13 protein-coding genes are annotated in these 17,265 nt (G+C 69.1%); 8 read left to right on the top strand and 5 right to left on the bottom strand.

Going from position 1 to position 17,265, the window contains the following annotated elements; all coding sequences use genetic code 11:
• Positions 1–23 precede the first annotated feature (23 nt).
• On the top strand, positions 24–1,628 hold the full coding sequence (locus tag ABZ833_RS22075; protein WP_361049150.1) for a FadD3 family acyl-CoA ligase: 1,605 nt from the start codon (positions 24–26) through the stop codon (positions 1,626–1,628).
• On the opposite strand, the gene ABZ833_RS22080 is transcribed toward ABZ833_RS22075, so the two are convergent.
• On the bottom strand, positions 1,625–2,005 hold the full coding sequence (locus ABZ833_RS22080) for a VOC family protein (protein WP_361049152.1): 381 nt from the start codon (positions 2,003–2,005) through the stop codon (positions 1,625–1,627). The genes ABZ833_RS22075 and ABZ833_RS22080 overlap by 4 nt on opposite strands.
• Positions 2,006–2,151: 146 nt before the next feature.
• Between ABZ833_RS22080 and ABZ833_RS22085 the strand changes: the two genes are divergently transcribed.
• The 3 genes from ABZ833_RS22085 (at position 2,152) to ABZ833_RS22095 (ending at position 7,490) form a co-directional block, all read left to right on the top strand.
• A complete protein-coding gene (locus ABZ833_RS22085) occupies positions 2,152–2,751 on the top strand; it encodes a TetR family transcriptional regulator (protein ID WP_361049154.1) in 600 nt (199 codons plus the stop codon).
• A 30-nt stretch (positions 2,752–2,781) separates the two neighbouring features.
• Positions 2,782–6,357: a DNA polymerase III subunit alpha gene (dnaE, locus tag ABZ833_RS22090; RefSeq protein ID WP_361049156.1), complete on the top strand. Its 3,576-nt coding sequence runs from the start codon at positions 2,782–2,784 to the stop codon at positions 6,355–6,357.
• A 149-nt stretch (positions 6,358–6,506) separates the two neighbouring features.
• The gene (locus ABZ833_RS22095) at positions 6,507–7,490 is read left to right on the top strand and encodes an alpha/beta hydrolase (RefSeq protein ID WP_361049158.1); all 984 of its coding nucleotides are present in this window, start codon (positions 6,507–6,509) and stop codon (positions 7,488–7,490) included.
• A gap of 13 nt (positions 7,491–7,503) precedes the next feature.
• Here the strand turns inward: ABZ833_RS22095 and ABZ833_RS22100 are convergent, their stop codons facing one another.
• The 4 genes from ABZ833_RS22100 to ABZ833_RS22115 all read right to left on the bottom strand — a co-directional run bounded on the left by ABZ833_RS22100 (position 7,504) and on the right by ABZ833_RS22115 (position 12,393).
• On the bottom strand, positions 7,504–8,133 hold the full coding sequence (locus tag ABZ833_RS22100; protein ID WP_361049160.1) for a hypothetical protein: 630 nt from the start codon (positions 8,131–8,133) through the stop codon (positions 7,504–7,506).
• Positions 8,134–8,185: 52 nt separating this feature from the next.
• Entirely contained in the window at positions 8,186–8,818 is a 633-nt protein-coding gene (locus ABZ833_RS22105; protein ID WP_361049162.1) for a DJ-1/PfpI family protein, read from the bottom strand.
• Between the two features lie 237 nt (positions 8,819–9,055).
• The gene (locus ABZ833_RS22110; protein WP_361049164.1) at positions 9,056–9,232 is read right to left on the bottom strand and encodes a hypothetical protein; all 177 of its coding nucleotides are present in this window, start codon (positions 9,230–9,232) and stop codon (positions 9,056–9,058) included.
• Between the two features lie 209 nt (positions 9,233–9,441).
• Positions 9,442–12,393 (bottom strand): BTAD domain-containing putative transcriptional regulator, encoded by a 2,952-nt coding sequence (locus ABZ833_RS22115; protein WP_361049166.1) that lies wholly within the window; start codon positions 12,391–12,393, stop codon positions 9,442–9,444.
• Between the two features lie 304 nt (positions 12,394–12,697).
• On the opposite strand from ABZ833_RS22115, the gene ABZ833_RS22120 reads away from it, so the two are divergent.
• From ABZ833_RS22120 to ABZ833_RS22135, 4 genes are all read left to right on the top strand, one after another.
• Positions 12,698–13,924 carry an amidohydrolase family protein gene (locus ABZ833_RS22120; RefSeq protein ID WP_361049661.1) on the top strand — a complete coding sequence of 409 codons (1,227 nt, stop codon included), beginning with the start codon at positions 12,698–12,700 and terminating at the stop codon, positions 13,922–13,924.
• 184 nt (positions 13,925–14,108) lie between these two features.
• Positions 14,109–15,068 (top strand): LLM class F420-dependent oxidoreductase, encoded by a 960-nt coding sequence (locus tag ABZ833_RS22125; RefSeq protein ID WP_361049168.1) that lies wholly within the window; start codon positions 14,109–14,111, stop codon positions 15,066–15,068.
• 107 nt (positions 15,069–15,175) lie between these two features.
• The gene (locus ABZ833_RS22130) at positions 15,176–15,961 is read left to right on the top strand and encodes a glucose 1-dehydrogenase (protein ID WP_361049170.1); all 786 of its coding nucleotides are present in this window, start codon (positions 15,176–15,178) and stop codon (positions 15,959–15,961) included.
• Between the two features lie 128 nt (positions 15,962–16,089).
• Complete coding sequence (locus ABZ833_RS22135; RefSeq protein WP_249589331.1) at positions 16,090–17,217, top strand: LLM class flavin-dependent oxidoreductase; 1,128 nt, start codon at positions 16,090–16,092, stop codon at positions 17,215–17,217.
• The last annotated feature ends 48 nt before the right edge of the window (positions 17,218–17,265 follow it).

The raw sequence follows: 17,265 nt of genomic DNA on the forward strand, positions 1-17,265 counted from the left end.
CTACTGCGGCGGAGGGGCTTGCGATGCGCGGCGACCTGGAGTGGGGCAGCATCCCGGGACTGGTCCGGGCGGCGGCCGAGCGGTACGGGGAGCGGGAGGCGGTCGTCGACGGCCGCACCCGGATCTCGTACGAGGAGCTCGGCCGGCGCGTCGAGCGGGCCGCCGCCGCGTGCATGGCCAATGGGGTCAACTCCGGTGACAGGGTGGCTGTCTGGGCCCCCAACACCCTCGACTGGATCGTCTCGGCGCTCGGCGCGGTGACCGCGGGCGCGGTCCTCGTCCCCCTCAACACCCGCTTCAAGGGAGCGGAGGCGTCCTACGTACTGCAACGCAGCCGCGCGAAGCTGCTCTTCGTGACGGGCACCTTCCTCGGCACGTCGTACGTCGCGTCGCTGCGCCGCGCGGCCGTGGAGGGCAAGGGGGAGGGGCCGCTGCCCGGCCTTCCGCACCTGGAGCAGGTGGTGGTCCTCTCCGACGACGCCCCGGAGGACTTCCGCACCTGGAAGGACTTCCTGGCCGGCGGCGACGGGGTGAGCGGGCAGGACGTACGGGCGCGCGCGGACGGTGTCGGGACGGAGGCGCCCTCGGACATCATCTACACCTCGGGCACGACGGGCCGCCCCAAGGGCGCGGTCATCACCCACGCCCAGACCTTGCGCTGCTACGACGTATGGAGTGAACTCGCGGGCCTGCGCGAAGGCGACCGCTATCTGATCGTCAATCCCTTCTTCCACACCTTCGGCTACAAGGCGGGGATCATCGCCTGCCTGATGCGCGGTGCGACGATGATCCCGCAGCCGGTCTTCAACGTGGACACGGTCCTGGCGAACGTGGCCGCGGAGCGGATCTCGGTCCTCCCAGGCCCGCCGACCCTGCACCAGTCCCTCCTCGACCACCCCGCCCGCGACCAGCACGACCTGTCGGCCCTGCGCCTGGTGGTGACGGGCGCGGCGGTGGTCCCCCTGCAACTGGTCGAGCGCCTGCGCACCGAGCTGCACATCGCCACGGTCCTGACGGCGTACGGCCTCTCGGAGGCGAGCGGCATCGTCACGATGTGCCGCCAGGGAGACGCGGCGCAGACCATCGCGTCGACCTCGGGCCGGGCGATCCCGGACACGGAGGTGCGGGTGGTGAGCCCCGGCGGCGAGGCGCTCTCGCCGGGCCATCCGGGAGAGATCCTGGTCCGCGGACACAACGTCATGCAGGGTTACTTCGAGGATCCGGCGGAGACGAAGAAGGCGGTCACGCCGGACGGCTGGCTGCGGACGGGTGATGTCGGGGTCCTGGACGGGGCCGGCAACCTCCGGATCACGGACCGGATCAAGGACATGTTCATCGTCGGCGGATTCAACGCCTACCCCGCGGAGATAGAGCAACTCATCGGCGTGCACCCGCAGGTGGCGGACGTCGCGGTGATCGGCGTCCCGGATCCGCGGCTCGGTGAGGTGGGGAAGGCGTACGTGGTGCGGCGGCCGGCCGCGGTGCTCACGGCGGACGACCTGATCGCGTGGTCACGCCGCGAAATGGCGAACTACAAGGTCCCCAGGGAGGTCGAGTTCGTGACGGAGCTGCCGAGGAACGCGAGCGGCAAGGTCCTCAAACACGAACTGCGCGGACGCCGCGCCTAGTTGGCCTCGGCCCGCTCGCCGCTGCTGCGCTCGATGCAGAACTCGTTGCCCTCCGGGTCGCTGAGCGTGACCCAGCCCCGCCCGTCGGGCACGCGGTGATCCTCCACGAGCTCGGCGCCCAGCTCAAGGAGCCGCTCGACTTCCTCGTCACGGGTGCGGTCCTGCGGCTGCAGGTCGACGTGCACGCGGTTCTTGACGGTCTTGGTCTCGGGGACGGTCACGAAGAGCAGGGTGATGCCTTCGGCCTCGACGAGGGCTTCCGGGTCACCGGGGAAGTCGTCGTCGGAGATCTTGCCGCCGAGTACTTCGGCCCAGAAGGTGCCCTGACGGTAGGCGTCGGAACAGTCGAACGTGAGGTGGCGCACGAGTGTGGTCATGCGCGGCACTATCCGCGAGGGGCCCGGGGCTGTCCAACGAGTTTCGGCGCCTGCCGACGGGTTCACGTCAGCCGGGAATCTCCCTTGAACGTCCGTTCTGAACCTTCGTTCTGAACGAACGTTCAAGACTGTTGTACGGTGGATCCATGGGACACCGAGAACAGCTGATGACCGGCGCCAAGCGATGCCTTCAGGAGCGGGGATACGCCCGTACGACCTCCCGGGACATCGCCGCCGCCGCGAACAACGCCCCCGTAGGGACGATCAACTACCACTACGGCTCCAAGGAGGCCCTGCTCAACGCCGCTCTCCTGGAGACCCTCATGGAGTGGGGCACGGCGATCGTCGACCGGCCGGCGGACGCGGAGGGCGGTGCGCCCGAGACCCTGGAGCGGATGTGGGCCCGCATCATCGGGTCCGAGGCCACGGACCGGCCCATGCTGGTCGCGAGTACCGAGGCCTTCGCGCAGGCCGAGCGTGCCCCCGAGATCCGCGAGCAGATCGCCGCCGCGTACGAGCGCGCGCGCCCCGAGATGGCCGCCCATCTGCACGGCATCGACGCCGCCGATGACCCGGACACGGCCCGCGCGGTCGGCTCGGTCCACATGGCGCTGGTCGCGGGCCTGACCCAGCAGTGGCTCATCGACCCGGACCACGCGCCATCCGCCCACGACGTGGCGGTCGGCCTGCGGGTCATCGCCCGGCGGCTCGAAGAGGACGCCGGGTCCGCACCCACAGCCGACTGACCCACCGGCCGACCGACCCCGGGAGTGGAAGTGCCGAAGCCCTTCACCCACCTGCACGTCCACACCCAGTACTCGCTCCTCGACGGCGCCGCCCGCCTCGGCGACATGTTCAAGGCCTGCAATGAGCTGGGCATGTCGCACATCGCGATGACCGACCACGGCAATCTGCACGGTGCGTACGACTTCTTCCACCAGGCCCAGGGCGCGGGCGTCACGCCGATCATCGGCATCGAGGCGTACGTGGCGCCGGGGTCCCGCCGCGACAAGCGGAAGGTCCGGTGGGGGCAGCCGCACCAGAAGCGCGACGACGTGTCCGGTTCCGGTGGTTACACCCACAAGACCCTCTGGGCGGCGGACAGAACGGGGCTGCACAATCTCTTCCGGCTGTCCTCGGACGCGTATGCCGAGGGCTGGCTGCAGAAGTGGCCGCGCATGGACAAGGAGACCCTGGCCGCGTGGTCGGAGGGGATGGTCGCCTCCACCGGATGCCCGTCGGGCGAGCTGCAGACGCGTCTTCGCCTCGGGCAGTTCGACGAGGCCCGCGAGGCGGCGGGCGAGTACCAGGACATCTTCGGCAAGGACCGTTATTTCCTGGAGCTGATGGATCACGGCATCGAGATCGAACGCCGGGTCAGGGACGGTCTTCTGGAGATCGGGAAGAGCCTGGGAATTCCTCCGCTCGTCACCAATGACTCGCACTACACCTACGCCCACGAATCCGCCGCCCACGACGCCCTGCTGTGCATCCAGACCGGCAAGAACCTCTCGGACCCGGACCGTTTCCGTTTCGACGGCACGGGCTACCACCTGAAGTCCGGGGACGAGATGTACGCCATCGACTCCTCGGACGCCTGGCAGGAGGGGTGCAGGAACACGCTGCTGGTCGCCGAGCAGATCGACACCACCGGGATGTTCGAGAAGCGCGACCTCATGCCCCGGTTCGAGGTGCCTGACGGTTATACGGAGGTCAGTTGGTTCCGCGCTGAGGTGGCCACGGGAATGCGGCGGCGGTTTCCGGAAGGAGTGGGGGACGCGTATGCGCGGCAGGCCGAGTACGAGATGGACATCATCATCCAGATGGGGTTCCCGGGCTATTTTCTCGTGGTCGCCGACTTCATCATGTGGGCCAAGAACAACGGCATCGCGGTGGGTCCGGGGCGCGGTTCGGCGGCCGGATCGCTCGTCTCGTACGCGATGGGGATCACGGACCTGGACCCCATCGAGCACGGCCTCATCTTCGAGCGGTTCCTGAATCCCGAGCGCGTCTCGATGCCGGACGTCGACATCGACTTCGACGAGCGCAGGCGCGTGGAAGTGATCCGGTATGTGACGCAGAAGTACGGCGCCGACAAGGTCGCCATGATCGGCACGTACGGAAAGATCAAGGCGAAGAACGCCATCAAGGACTCCGCACGCGTCCTCGGATATCCGTACGCGATGGGCGACCGCCTGACGAAGGCGATGCCACCGGACGCGGGCGGAAAGGGAATCGAGCTCGCCGGCATCACGGATCCCTCCCACCCCCGCCACGGCGAGGCGGGCGAGATCCGGGGGATGTACGAGAACGAACCCGACGTGAAGAAGGTCATCGACACCGCCAAGGGTGTGGAGGGCCTGGTCAGACAGATGGGCGTGCACGCGGCAGGCGTCATCATGTCCAGCGAGACCATCACCGACCACGTGCCGGTGTGGGTGCGGCACAGCGACGGCGTGACGATCACGCAGTGGGACTATCCGCAGTGCGAATCCCTCGGCCTGCTCAAGATGGACTTCCTGGGCCTCAGGAATCTGACCATCATGGACGACGCGGTCAAAATGGTGGCGGCGAACAAGGGCGTGGAACTCGACCTGCTCACCATCCCCCTCGACGATTCCCGCACCTTCGAACTCTTCGGCCGCGGCGACACGTTGGGCGTGTTCCAGTTCGACGGCGGCCCGATGCGTTCGCTGATGCGCCTGATGAAGCCGGACGAGTTCGAGGACATCACGGCGGTCACCGCGCTGTACCGGCCAGGACCGATGGGCATGAATACGCACACGAATTACGCGCTGCGGAAGAACGCCCAGCAGGAGATCATCCCCATTCACCCGGAGGTGGAGGAGCCCCTGCGGGACGTGCTCGGCCTGACGTACGGCCTGGTCGTCTACCAGGAGCAGGTGCAGAAGGCGGCGCAGGTGCTCGCGGGCTACACGCTGGGCCAGGCCGATCTGCTGCGCAGGGCCATGGGCAAGAAGAAGAAAGAAGTCCTGGACAAGGAATTCGTCCCGTTCCGTGACGGCTGCCGGGAGCGGGGTTACGGGGACGAGGCGATCCAGGCGGTCTGGGACGTCCTTGTCCCGTTCGCGGGCTACGCGTTCAACAAGGCGCATGCGGCGGCGTACGCGCTGGTCTCGTACTGGACGGCGTACCTGAAGGCGCATCACCCGGCCGAGTACATGGCCGCCGTGCTGACCTCCGTCCGCGACGACAAGGACAAGTCGGCGGTCTATCTCAACGAGTGCCGCCGGATGGGGATCAGGGTCCTGCCGCCGAATGTGAACGCGTCGGTGGCGAACTTCGCGGCACAGGGCGACGACGTCATTCTCTTCGGCCTGACGGCGGTGCGGAATGTGGGCGCGAGCGTGGTCGACGTGATCGTCAAGTGCCGCAAGGAGAAGGGGAAGTACGAGTCCTTCCCCGACTACCTGGAGAAGGTGGACGCGACCGCGTGCAACAAGCGGACGACCGAGTCCCTCATCAAGGCGGGCGCCTTCGACGAGATGGGCCATACGCGCAAAGGGCTCACGGCTTGCTACGAGCCTCTGATCGACAACGTCGTACAGGTGAAGCGGAAGGAGGCGGAGGGCCAGTTCGACCTCTTCGGGGGCGAGCGCTTCGGGGGCGAGCGGGAAGCGGCCGAACCGGGGCTCGGACTCGGGCTCGGGCTCGGGCTCGGGCTCGACGTCGAGTTCCCCTCCGAGGAGTGGGAGAAGACGTATCTCCTGGCCCAGGAGCGGGAGATGCTCGGCCTCTACGTCTCCGACCACCCCCTCTTCGGCATCGAGCACGTCCTGGCGGCGAAGGCCGACGCGGCGATCGCGAGCCTGACCGGGGGCGAGCACGCGGACGGCGCGGTGGTGACCATCGGCGGCATCATCTCCGGGCTCCAGCGGAAGGTGACGAAGCAGGGCAACGCGTGGGCGGTCGCCACGGTGGAGGATCTGGCGGGATCGCTGGAGTGCATGTTCTTCCCGGCCGCGTATCAGCTGGTGTCGACCCAACTGGTGGAGGACACGGTGGTGTTCGTGAAGGGCCGCATCGACAAGCGGGAGGACGTCCCGCGCCTGGTGGGGATGGAGCTCTCGGTCCCCGACCTCTCGCACGCGGCGGCGGACGCGCCCGTGCTCCTCGACATGCACGAGCCCCAGGTCACCCCGCGCTCGGTCGCCCAGCTCAAGGAGATCCTCCGCTCGCACCCGGGCCCCACGGAGGTGCGGCTGCGGGTGCGGGGGAGGGAGCGGACGACGGTGTACCGGCTCGGGTTCCGGGTCGCGGTCAGCCCGGAGTTCTGGGCGGACCTCAAGGCGGCGGTGGTGGTGGCGCGGGGGGCGCAGGGATCGGGCTGAGCCATTTGCCGGGTCGGCAAAGTTCCTCGCGGGCGGGGGATGCGGGGGCCCAGGATCATGACGTACGTACTTGTTCCGTACGTATCGACTGCGCACGCATCTGCTCTGCTGCTGCCGGCGCATCCGCTGATCCTGATCCGGGAGGAAACATGTCGCATCACGCCCCGCACCACCGCCTGGTGGACGTCCCCGGCGGCCGGATCCACCTCGTGGAGCAGGGCACGGGGCCCTTGGTCCTCCTGGTCCACGGCTTCCCCGAGTCCTGGTACTCCTGGCGTCACCAGCTCCCGGTGCTCGCCGAGGCGGGCTTCCGCGCGGTGGCGATCGACGTGCGCGGCTACGGCCGCTCGTCGAAGCCGCGCGAGGTGGACGCGTACCGGATGCTGGCGCACGTCGCCGACAACGTCGGAGTCGTACGCGCCCTGGGCGCGGAGACCGCGACGATCGTGGGCCACGACTGGGGCTCGGCCATCGCGGCGAACTCGGCACTCCTGAGGCCGGACGTGTTCACGGCGGTGGGCCTCCTGAGCGTCCCCTACGCGCCCCGGGGCGGGCCCCGGCCCACGGACGCGTTCGCCATGATCGGCGGAGGGGACGAGGAGTTCTATGTCAGCTACTTCCAGGAGGAGGGGACGGCGGAGGCGGAGATGGAGCCGGATGTGCGGGGCTGGCTCGCGGGGTTCTACGCGGGCCTGTCGGCGGACACGATGCCGTCGCCCGCCAGCCCGAGCCTTCACTTCGTACCCCGAGGCGGAAAGATGTCGGACCGCTTCGAGCCGGGGTCGAGGCTGCCCTCCTGGCTGACGGAGGCCGATCTCGACGTCTACGCGGCCGAGTTCGAGCGGACGGGTATGACGGGCGCGCTCAACCGCTATCGCAACGTCGACCGCGACTGGGAGGACCTGGCGCCGTGGGACGGCGCCCCCCTCACCCAGCCGTCACTGTTCATCGGCGGCGACCAGGACGCGTCGACGACGTGGCTGGCCGACGCGATCAAGGCGTACCCGCAGACGCTGCCCGGCCTGGTGTCCTCGCACATCCTGGAGGGGTGCGGGCACTGGGTGCAGCAGGAGCGGGCGTTCGAGGTGAACCGGCTCCTGGTGGAGTGGCTGAGGGCGTTCCACGTGGCCTGACGCCCTGACGCCCTCAGTGGCCGACGGGGGGCTCCATGCAGCCGGTCTCCATGAAGGGGCCGTTGGCCTTCGCCTCGTAGTTGGTCGGCTGGACGAAGGCGGTGACGCAGGCGTCGTCGCGTACGCGGAGGCCGATCATGGTGCCCTCGGGGGTGACGTACTCGTCGTTCTCGTAGCGGGAGCGCATTTCGCTGACGATGAGGTTGCCGCTGAGCACTTTGCCCTTGCTGCCGTACTTCTCGATCTTGTACCCGAGCTCTCCGGTCAGCGCGGCCCGCACGCTCTCGGGGTCCCACTTCTTCGCCTTGTGGAGCCGCTTGAGGACGGGCCCGATGCGGGCGGCCTCGGCCTGGGCGGCTTCCTCGCTCGCGGGGGACATGTCGCCGGGGCGGCGGTAGGCGTTGTTCTCGCCGTTGTGGGGCGCGCCGTCGACGACGCCGGGTTCCACGTACGGGGAGGCGCCGGGGCCGGGGGTCTGGCTCGCCTCCGGGGAGGTGGAGCCGGTGGCAGCGGTGGTGGTGCCGTGCCGCTGCTCGCCGCAGGCGGTGAGCGCTGCGAGGGCGGCGCCCATGAGGAGGGCGGACACCGCGATGCGAGGGCGGCGGCGTCGAGTTGAGGTGACCATGCGGGTCATGCGGACCATGCCGGTGACTCTGCCACGAGGGGCGACGCGCATGGTCCGCCTCCGGATACAGCTAGGACACGGTCTCGGCCACGGCCTGCGCCCGGAGCTTCTCCACGAGCGCGGCGGGGGCCTTCTCGGGCGAACCGGCGTCGTACGGCGGCTGGGGGTCGTACTCGATGAACAGCTGCACGGTCTGCGCGTGCTCGTCGCCCGCGATCTTCCCGGCGAGCGTGAGCCCCATGTCGATCCCGGCGGAGACGCCCGCCCCGGTGACGTACTTCCCGTCGAACACGACGCGCTGCCCCGTGGAGTCGACCCCGAACTGCTTGATCTGCTCAAGGGCGAGCCAATGGGACGTGGCCCGGCGCCCCTTGAGAAGCCCGGCGGCCGCGAGGATCAGCGACCCGGTGCAGACGGAGGTGGTCCAGGTGGTGGTGGCATCAACGGCGCGCAGCCAGCTGAGCAACGCCTCGTTGTCGAGAGCGGGCTCAGGGCTTCCCGGTACGACGACGATGTCCGGGCTGCTGACCTCGGCGAGGGACTTCGTGGCGACGAGGGAGAGTGTGCGGGTGTCGTCGAGTACGGGACCTGCCTGCTCGGCGACGAAGACGACTTCGGCGCCGGGGAGCCCTGCGAGGGTCTGGAAGGGGCCGACGGCGTCGAGAACGGTGAACTTGTCGTAGAGCAGGATCGCGATCTGCATGGGGTCCCTTTCCCGGGGGCGGTGTCGTGCCGTGCCCCAAGTCTTCAGACGCGCTCCGATGGCCGCAATGACGAGTTCCCCGCCTTTTCTGCCATGGGAGGCGCCCGGACGTGGGCCCGGACATGCGTCGACCGCGGTGGCTCCCCTCCGCGCCACCGCGGTCGACCCCCCGTTTTCCCCTGCTCCCCCGTGCCCCCGTGCCCCCGTGCCCCCGTGTCCCCCGTCGGGATGTGAGTCTTAGGCGTCCTTCGCCGGCGGGGTGGGCATGTGACCGTCGCCCAGCGTGGTCACTTCGCCGTCCTTCGGCGGGCTGGGCATGTGGCCGTCGCCGAGTGTCGTGATCTCGCCGTCCTTCGGCGGGACGGGCATGTGGCCGTCGCCCTTGATCGTTGTCTTCTTCTTCGCATCGCTCATGGTGACAACTCCTATGGAATTGCAGGGGCTCTGGGAACTAGATCGCCCGTTCGGAAACTCCCCCGAGGGTTGCCGAACGGGCGGTCTAGGGGCCGCTCACGATATATAGGTGGGGCCCAGGCGACCCGTCTGCCCCCCGACGCGACGGATCGATGTGTTGAGAGTGGCAGGCACCCATAAACGTTCGATGAACGCCGCGGGTGGATCGGTCAAGCCGCCGCGACGGGCTCGAGGAGGGCCCGTACTTCGTCGGCCTCCAGAGCCCCCGCTCCCTCGTGAATGGCCAGAGCTTCCGTCCAGCAGGCCCGTGCGCGGTCGAGTTGCCCGAGATTGTCGAGCGACCTTCCCAGAAGGATCAGTACGTTGGCACGCATCCAATCACCACCCATGCAGCCGGTGGCCAGGGCTTGCTCCGCATGCCTGGCTGCCTGGGCCGAGCGGCCGGCCTGGAGATGCACTTGAGCGATCCGGTAGTGAGTAGTGCCTTCCCAAAGGCGCTGACGGTTCTCCACGAAGACCTGGAGGGCGTCGGCGAGTTCATCAAGAGCCTCCGCATGGCGGCCCGCATGGCTGAGGCTGATCCCGAGGGCGTACTTCGCGTTGGCCAGCCGGAATGTGAGGCCCAGGTCGTCGTAGATGGTCACGCCTTGTCGGGCGAGATCAATTGCCTTGCTCGTGCACCCCATGGAGACGAGTACCCGGGAGAGGTTGCAGAGAGCGCTCGCCTCACCTGGACCGTTGCCATCAGCGCGGAAGGCTTCGATGGCCTTGCGGAAGAAGCTCTCGCTGGCGGCATGCTGATTCATGCAGGCTGCGGTGATCCCCTGCTCATTCGGGGCGTTTCCGCTGGTCCATGGGTCATCGGACTTGAGCGCGAGTTGCGCGGCCTGCTCCAGTTCGGCTGCGGCCTCTTCGAACTGTCCTCCGACCCGGCTGAGTACTTGAGCCAGGCTGACCCGCGCCCGCCCCTCGGCGTACGAGTCTCCTGCCGCCGAAGCGGCATCCCGTGCAGCCACAGTGGCCAACTCATAGCGCAGCGAACTCGCCCCCGACTCCGCCAAGTCCTTGGACGCCAGCAGCAGATCGACCGCCCGCCGCAACGTGCTCGGTCCCAGCGACTGCTGGACGCAGGCCAGGATGCAGGCCGCCTCCGAGTGCAGCCAGTCCAGCGCCTTCGCGTCGTCGCTGAAGTCCTGGCCCACATGCTCGGTCACTTCGAGGTGGTCCACCGTCCGGTCCCCGGGACGCTCTATCGCGTAGACCCTGGCCGCCGAGGCCAGATAGAAGTCCAACAGCCGCGACACCGCCGATTCCCGCTCGGCCGGCGGCAGCTCCCGCTCCGCGCACGCACGCGCGTAGAGCCGGACCAGGTCGTGGTACCGATAGCGACCCGGAGCCGCCGACTCCACCAGAGACGTGTCGACCAGTGATTCGAGGAGGTCCTCCGTCTCCTCCGCCGGGAGGTCGAGGACCGCGGCCGCCGCCGCCAGTGAGAGGTCCGGGCCGTCCGCCAGGCCAAGCAGGCGGAACGCCCGCGCCTGGGCCGGTTCCAGCTGGCCGTAGCCCAGCTCGAACGTCGCCTTGACCGCCAGGTCGCCCGCCTGGAGCTCGTCCAGGCGCCGCCGCTCGTCCGCCAGCTTGGCGGCCAGCGTCGAGACCGTCCAGGTGCGGCGGGCCGCAAGGCGGGACGCCGCGATACGGATCGCCAGGGGCAGGAAGCCGCACGCCGCCACCACGTCGAGCGCGGCCTTCCGCTCCGATGTGACTCTTTCCTCGCCGACGATCCGGGTGAAGAGGAGGAGCGCCTCCTCCGGGGACATGACGTCCAGGTCCACCAGGTGTGCCCCGGCGAGGTCCACCATCCGGATCCGGCTCGTCACCAGGGCCGCGCAGCCCTCCATGCCCGGCAGGAGCGGCCTCACCTGCGCCGCGTCGCGCGCGTTGTCCAGGACCACAAGGACCCTGCGCCCGTCCAGGACTGACCTGTACAGCGCCGCCCTCTCCTCCAGGGAGTCCGGTATCGCCGAGTCGGCGGTCCCCAGGGCCCGCAGGAAAGCGCCGAGCACCGTCTCCGGTTCCGCCGCCCTCGAACCCGCCCCTTGCAGGTCCACGTACAGCTGCCCGTCGGGGAAGTAGGTGCGGGCCACGTGTGCCACGTGGACGGCCAGCGTCGTCTTGCCCACGCCCCCGATGCCCGCGAGCGCCGAGACCGCCATCACCCGGCCCTCCGCCGCCGAGAGGATCTCGCTCAGCTCGGAGACGAAGGATGCCCGGCCCGTGAAGTCCGGCACCGTGGCGGGAAGCTGCGCCGGGCGCACCGCCGCTGCCGCCGGCTCAGGGGCCGCCGCCGAGGGTTCCGCGAGCGCCGGGTCCGCCTGGAGGATCCGCTGCTGAAGCTCCTTCAGACCGGGGCGCGGGTCCACCCCCAGTTCGTCGGCCAGCAGGCGGCGCGTGTCCGCGTAGACCGCGAGGGCCTCCGCCTGGCGTCCGCTGCGGTACAGGGCCAGCATCAGGAGTTCGCGCAGGCGCTCCCGCAGGGGATGCGCCGCCGTGAGTGCCGTCAGCTCCGACACCGCCTCCGCGTGGCAGCCGACCTCCAGGTCCATGTCCAGGCGGGATTCGAGGAGCTGGAGCCGCCACTCCTCCAGGCGCGTGCGCTCCGTCTCCGCGTACGGACCGGGGACGTTCGCCAGAGGTTCGCCGTCCCAGAGGCTCAGCGCCTTGTTGACCAGGGAGCGCGCCTGGCAGAGGTCGGACACCCCGCGTGCCTTCTCCGCCTCCGCCCACAGGTCCTCCGCCAGTGCCAGGTCCAGGGCGCCGTCGGCCACCGCGATCGAGTAGCCGCCCGACTCGCTGACCAGGACTCCGGCCGGGAGCACCTTGCGCAGGCGGGACGCGTACGTACGGACCGCGGCCAGCGCCTGCGAGGGCGGTTCCTCGCCCCAGAGGGCGTCGATCAGTTCGTGTGCCGTCGCCGTGCGGCCGTCGCGCAACAGGAGCGCCGCGAGCAGGGCGCGCTGCTGCGGAGAGCCCATGGACAGCTGCTCGGCGCCGTGCCACGCACGTACGGGGCCGAGCACGCTGAAGTGCGGTCTCAGCCCCTCGGGGGCGTTCCCCGGGGCCGGACGCCGCTGGTCCGGTACTCGCGGTACAACGTCCATCGCTCCCCCTGCTGCCCTTCCGTGCCCGGCCGTCACCGGGTCTGGTCGTGCGCGCGGGTCTGCCCTGCCCGCGATTGTCGCTCTTTGCCTGGTTCCGTTCTCCACCTGGCTTGCTCCCCGCCAGTTTGCCTTGTTCATGGCGGATACGTCAGCCGTGCGAGACGGCTCTCACAGGGTCCACGCACTCGGCGGCCGGTAATGGACGGGGGATGGACGGCCGGCCGATCGCCGATGGATAGCTGACGAGGAGCTGACGGGTCGTCAGATCGGCGCTACCGTGGAGCACATGGAGACCACTGAGACCTTGCCGACGTTCCCGAGGATCATCTCGGTGGACGACCACACCGTTGAGCCCGCCCATGTCTGGCAGGACCGGCTCCCGTCGAAGTACCGGGACAGCGGGCCCCGCGTCGTCCGGGCGCCCCTGAAGTCGATGAGCTTCCTGGGCGGAAAGTTCGCCCCCGTGATGGGGGCAAAGGGGGATGATGGCCCCATAGGGGACTGGTGGATCTACGAGGACCTGCACCGGCCCCTCACCCGCCTCGACACCTCCGTCGGCTACGACAGGGACGAGATCAAGCTCGAGGTCATCACGTACGAGCAGATGCGCCCGGGATCCTTCAGCGTGCCCGACCGCCTCGCCGACATGGACGTCAACCACGTCCAGTCCGCCCTCTGCTTCCCCACCTTCCCCCGTTTCTGCGGGCAGACGTTCACCGAGGCCAAGGACCGCGAACTCGGCCTGCTCGCTGTGCGGGCGTACAACGACTGGATGGTGGACGAGTGGTGCGGGCCCGACGCGCAGGGCCGTCTCATCCCCCTCACCCTCATTCCGCTCTGGGACGCCGAGCTCGCCGCCGCCGAGGTCCGCCGCAACGCCGCCCGCGGCGTGCGCGCCGTCGCCTTCTCCGAGATACCGCCGCACCTGGGCCTGCCCTCCATCCACACGGACGAGTGGGATCCCTTCCTGCGGGCCTGCGACGAGACCGGCACCGTCATCGCCATGCACATCGGGTCGAGCAGCAAGATGCCGTCGACCTCCGCCGACGCGCCGCCCGCGGTCGGCTCCACCATCACCTTCGCCAACTGCTGCTTCTCGATGGTCGACTGGCTGATGAGCGGCAAGTTCGAGCGCTTCCCGAACCTCAAGATCATGTACGCGGAGGGGCAGATCGGGTGGATCCCGTACATCCTTGAGCGCGCCGACGTGGTCTGGGAGGAGAACCGCGGGTGGGGCGGGGTCGCCGACAAGGTGCACCGGCCGCCGTCCGAGCTCTTCACCGAGCACGTCTACGGCTGCTTCTTCGACGACGCCTTCGGGCTGAAGAACCTCGACTCGATCGGCGTCGGGAACGTCCTGTACGAGACCGACTATCCGCACTCCGACTCGACCTGGCCCAAGTCCAGGGAGGTGGGGGAGTCGCAGATGGGGCACCTCGCGCCGGACGTCGTCGACCGGATCGTGCGGGGCAACGCCATCGACCTGCTGGGGCTCACGGACGACGGGCTGTGGCCGGGGCCGGGGGCGTAGACGCTCACGCGCTGCCGGGTGGCTGCCCTGGCCCTGGGGCCGAGCGGCCGCCCGGCGGGTCCTCGTCGCATCGCCCGCAGAGTTGCCCGCCCCTCAACCCTTGCCTGACGGACCGTCAGCTAAGACGATGTGTTCGTCGCCGTATATGACAGACCGTCAGATCAAGGTGAGGGGTCGGGTTCCCATGGCTGCCAACGCGCTGGCGCACATCTTCCCGCAAGGGCGACTGGTCTACGGGATGCAGCTCCCGATCCAGTCCCAGAGTGTCATGTACGCGGAGGCGTGGGAGGCGGACGCCACCACCGAGGATCTCACCGAGATCGCCCGCACCGCCGACCGCGGCGGCTTCGCGTACATCGCGAGCTGTGATCACGTGGCCATCCCGCGGCGGCTCGCCGACACCATGAGCACCGTCTGGTACGACCCGGTGGCCACCCTCTCCTTCCTCGCCGGGATCACCGAGAACGTACGGCTGATGAGCCATGTCGCCGTCGTCGGTCTGCGGCATCCACTGGTCAGCGCCAAGCAGTACGCCACCCTGGACCGGCTCAGCGGCGGGCGGCTAATCCTGGGGGTGGGGGCCGGGCACGTGCAGGAGGAGTTCGACGCCGTCGGGGCCGACTTCGCGCGGCGCGGGCCCGTGCTCGACGAGACCGTCGACGCGCTGAAGGCCTCGCTCGGCGCCGAGGAGTATCCCGAACACCACGGCGAGCACTATGACTTCAGCGGCCTCGGCCAGCAGCCGCGGCCCGCGCAGGAGCGCGTGCCCATCTGGGTGGGCGGCTCATCGCCCGCCGCTGTGCGCAGGGCCGCGGTGCGCGGCGACGGGTGGCTGCCGCAGGGCGACCCGCGCGACAAGCTGCCCGCGCAGATCGCCAGGCTCAAGCGGCTGCGCGAGGAGGCGGGGGTGGCGGAGCCGATCGTGGTGGGGGCGATCGCCGAGCCCCTGTACGTGGGGGAGCCCGGCTGGTCCGTGGGGCGGCGCACGCTCAGCGGGAAGCCGGATGCCCTCGCCGATTCGCTGCGCGCGTACGGGGCGATGGGGGTGCAGCAGATCCAGGTGCGGTTCCGCTCGCGGAGCCGTACCGAACTCACCGACCAGATGGCCGCGTTCGCCGCCGATGTCGCCCCGCACCTCAACTGAGCATCCGTATCTCGACGGAGACCCTGCACCTCAACGCAGATCCCGCACCGCAACTGAGACCCCGCACCGGCCTCACGACCTCTCGGACCTCATTCAAGGAGACAGGTATGGGCAAGCTGGACGGCCGCGTCGTCATCGTCACCGGCGGGGCGCGCGGGCAGGGCGAGCAGGAGGCGCGGCTCTTCGCGGCCGAGGGGGCGAGGGTCGTCATCGGCGACGTGCTCGACGACCAGGGCGAGGCGCTCGCCAAGGAGCTCGGCGGGGACGTGGCCAGGTTCGTGCACCTCGACGTCAGCCAGGAAGCCGACTGGAGCGCGGCGGTCGGCGCCGCCAAGGACGCCTTCGGGAAGATCGACGGCCTGGTCAACAACGCCGGGATCCTGCGCTTCAACGAGCTGGTCAGCACCCCGCTGGAAGAGTTTCAGCAGGTCATCCAGGTCAATCAGGTCGGCTGCTTCCTCGGCATCCGCACCGTCGCGCCCGAGATCGAGGCCGCCGGCGGCGGGACCATCGTGAACACCGCGTCGTACACGGCGATGACGGGCATGGCGTACGTCGGCGCGTACGCCGCGACCAAGCACGCCATCCTCGGGCTCACCCGTGTCGCCGCGATGGAGCTGGCCGCCAAGAACATCCGCGTCAACGCCGTCTGCCCGGGGGCCGTCGACACCCCGATGACCAACCCCGCGCAGCTCGACCCGACCGCCGACCCCACCGAGGCGCAGGAGGCTGTCGCCGAGCTCTACAAGAAGCTCGTGCCGCTGGGGCGGATCGGGAAGCCCGAGGAGGTCGCCGCCCTCGCGCTCTTCCTGACCGGGGACGACTCGGCGTACATCACGGGGCAGCCGTTCGTCATCGACGGGGGGTGGCTCGCGGGGGTCAGCATTGTCTGAGGCCGGTGGTGTCTGACGGAACGTCAGTAAGCGTGCCCGCGGGTATTGACGGTCCTCGCGGCCGGTGGAACAGTCGACGCATCGCAATCTGACGGTTCGTCAGAAACTCACGAGGATGGTGAACCTCCTTGGAATTCGGTCTCTTTGTACAGGGATACGTGCCCGCCAAGCGGGCCAAGGTCGACCCCGAAGCCGAGCACAAGGCGCTCATCGAGGAGACCGAGTACGTCATCCAGGCGGACAAGTCCGGCTTCAAGTACGCCTGGGCCTCCGAGCACCACTTCCTGGAGGAGTACTCGCACCTCTCCGCCAATGACGTCTTCCTCGGCTATCTCGCCCACGCCACCGACCGCATCCACCTGGGCTCCGGCATCTTCAACCCGCTCGCCCCGGTGAACCACCCGGTCAAGGTCGCCGAGAAGGTCGCCATGCTCGACCATCTCTCCGAAGGACGCTTCGAGTTCGGGTCCGGGCGAGGCGCCGGGTCGCACGAGATATTGGGCTTCATGCCGGGCATCACCGACATGAACCACACCAAGGAACTCTGGGAAGAGACCATCGCCGAGTTCCCCAAGATGTGGCTCCAGGACGAGTACGTCGGCTTCCAGGGCAAACACTGGTCGCTGCCGCCCCGCAAGATCCTGCCCAAGCCGTACGGCAAGGCGCACCCGGCCATGTGGTACGCCGCGGGATCCCCGCCCTCGTACGCGATGGCCGGAAAGAAGGGGCTCGGGGTGCTGGGCTTCAGCGTGCAGAAGGTCTCCGACATGGAGTGGGTCCTGGAGTCGTACAAGACGGCCGTGAAGGACGCCGAGCCGGTCGGCGCCTTCGTCAACGACAACGTCATGGTGACCTCGACCGCGATCTGTGCGGAGACGCACAAGAAGGCCGTCGAGATCGCGGTGAGCGGGGGTCTCAACTACCTGCAGTCGCTGCTCTTCCGCTACCACGACACCTTCCCGCGGCCCGAGGGCATCCCCGAGTGGCCCGAGCTGCTGCCCGAGTACAGCGAGGAGATCATCGAGCTGCTCATCGCCGAGGAGCTGATGATCTGCGGTGACCCGGACGAGGTGCTCACGCAGTGCAAGCGGTGGGAGCAGGCCGGGGCCGATCAGCTCAGCTTCGGGCTTCCGATCGGGATCTCGCCCGAGGACACGAAGAACACGATCAAGCTGATCGGTGAGCATGTGATTCCGAAGATCGATACGGATCCTGTGCACCGGACCACGCGTATGCGGGGTGCCTCCGGCGGTTGAGCCGCCCCCTCTGCTGCCCCGGCCTTCCCTTCCCGGACGGAGGTCGGG

Origin of the sequence: Streptomyces sp. NPDC047525, assembly GCF_040643025.1 — a bacterium.
In the GTDB taxonomy this organism is placed as follows: domain Bacteria; phylum Actinomycetota; class Actinomycetes; order Streptomycetales; family Streptomycetaceae; genus Streptomyces; species Streptomyces durmitorensis.

Coding starts and splice junctions, on each gene's coding strand:
- ABZ833_RS22075 (WP_361049150.1), top strand. CDS start 24: ATGCGCGGCGACCTGGAGTGGGGCAGCATCCCGGGACTGGTCCGGGCG.
- ABZ833_RS22080 (WP_361049152.1), bottom strand. CDS start 2,005: ATGACCACACTCGTGCGCCACCTCACGTTCGACTGTTCCGACGCCTAC.
- ABZ833_RS22085 (WP_361049154.1), top strand. CDS start 2,152: ATGGGACACCGAGAACAGCTGATGACCGGCGCCAAGCGATGCCTTCAG.
- ABZ833_RS22095 (WP_361049158.1), top strand. CDS start 6,507: ATGTCGCATCACGCCCCGCACCACCGCCTGGTGGACGTCCCCGGCGGC.
- ABZ833_RS22100 (WP_361049160.1), bottom strand. CDS start 8,133: ATGGTCCGCATGACCCGCATGGTCACCTCAACTCGACGCCGCCGCCCT.
- ABZ833_RS22105 (WP_361049162.1), bottom strand. CDS start 8,818: ATGCAGATCGCGATCCTGCTCTACGACAAGTTCACCGTTCTCGACGCC.
- ABZ833_RS22110 (WP_361049164.1), bottom strand. CDS start 9,232: ATGAGCGATGCGAAGAAGAAGACAACGATCAAGGGCGACGGCCACATG.
- ABZ833_RS22115 (WP_361049166.1), bottom strand. CDS start 12,393: ATGGACGTTGTACCGCGAGTACCGGACCAGCGGCGTCCGGCCCCGGGG.
- ABZ833_RS22125 (WP_361049168.1), top strand. CDS start 14,109: ATGGCTGCCAACGCGCTGGCGCACATCTTCCCGCAAGGGCGACTGGTC.
- ABZ833_RS22130 (WP_361049170.1), top strand. CDS start 15,176: ATGGGCAAGCTGGACGGCCGCGTCGTCATCGTCACCGGCGGGGCGCGC.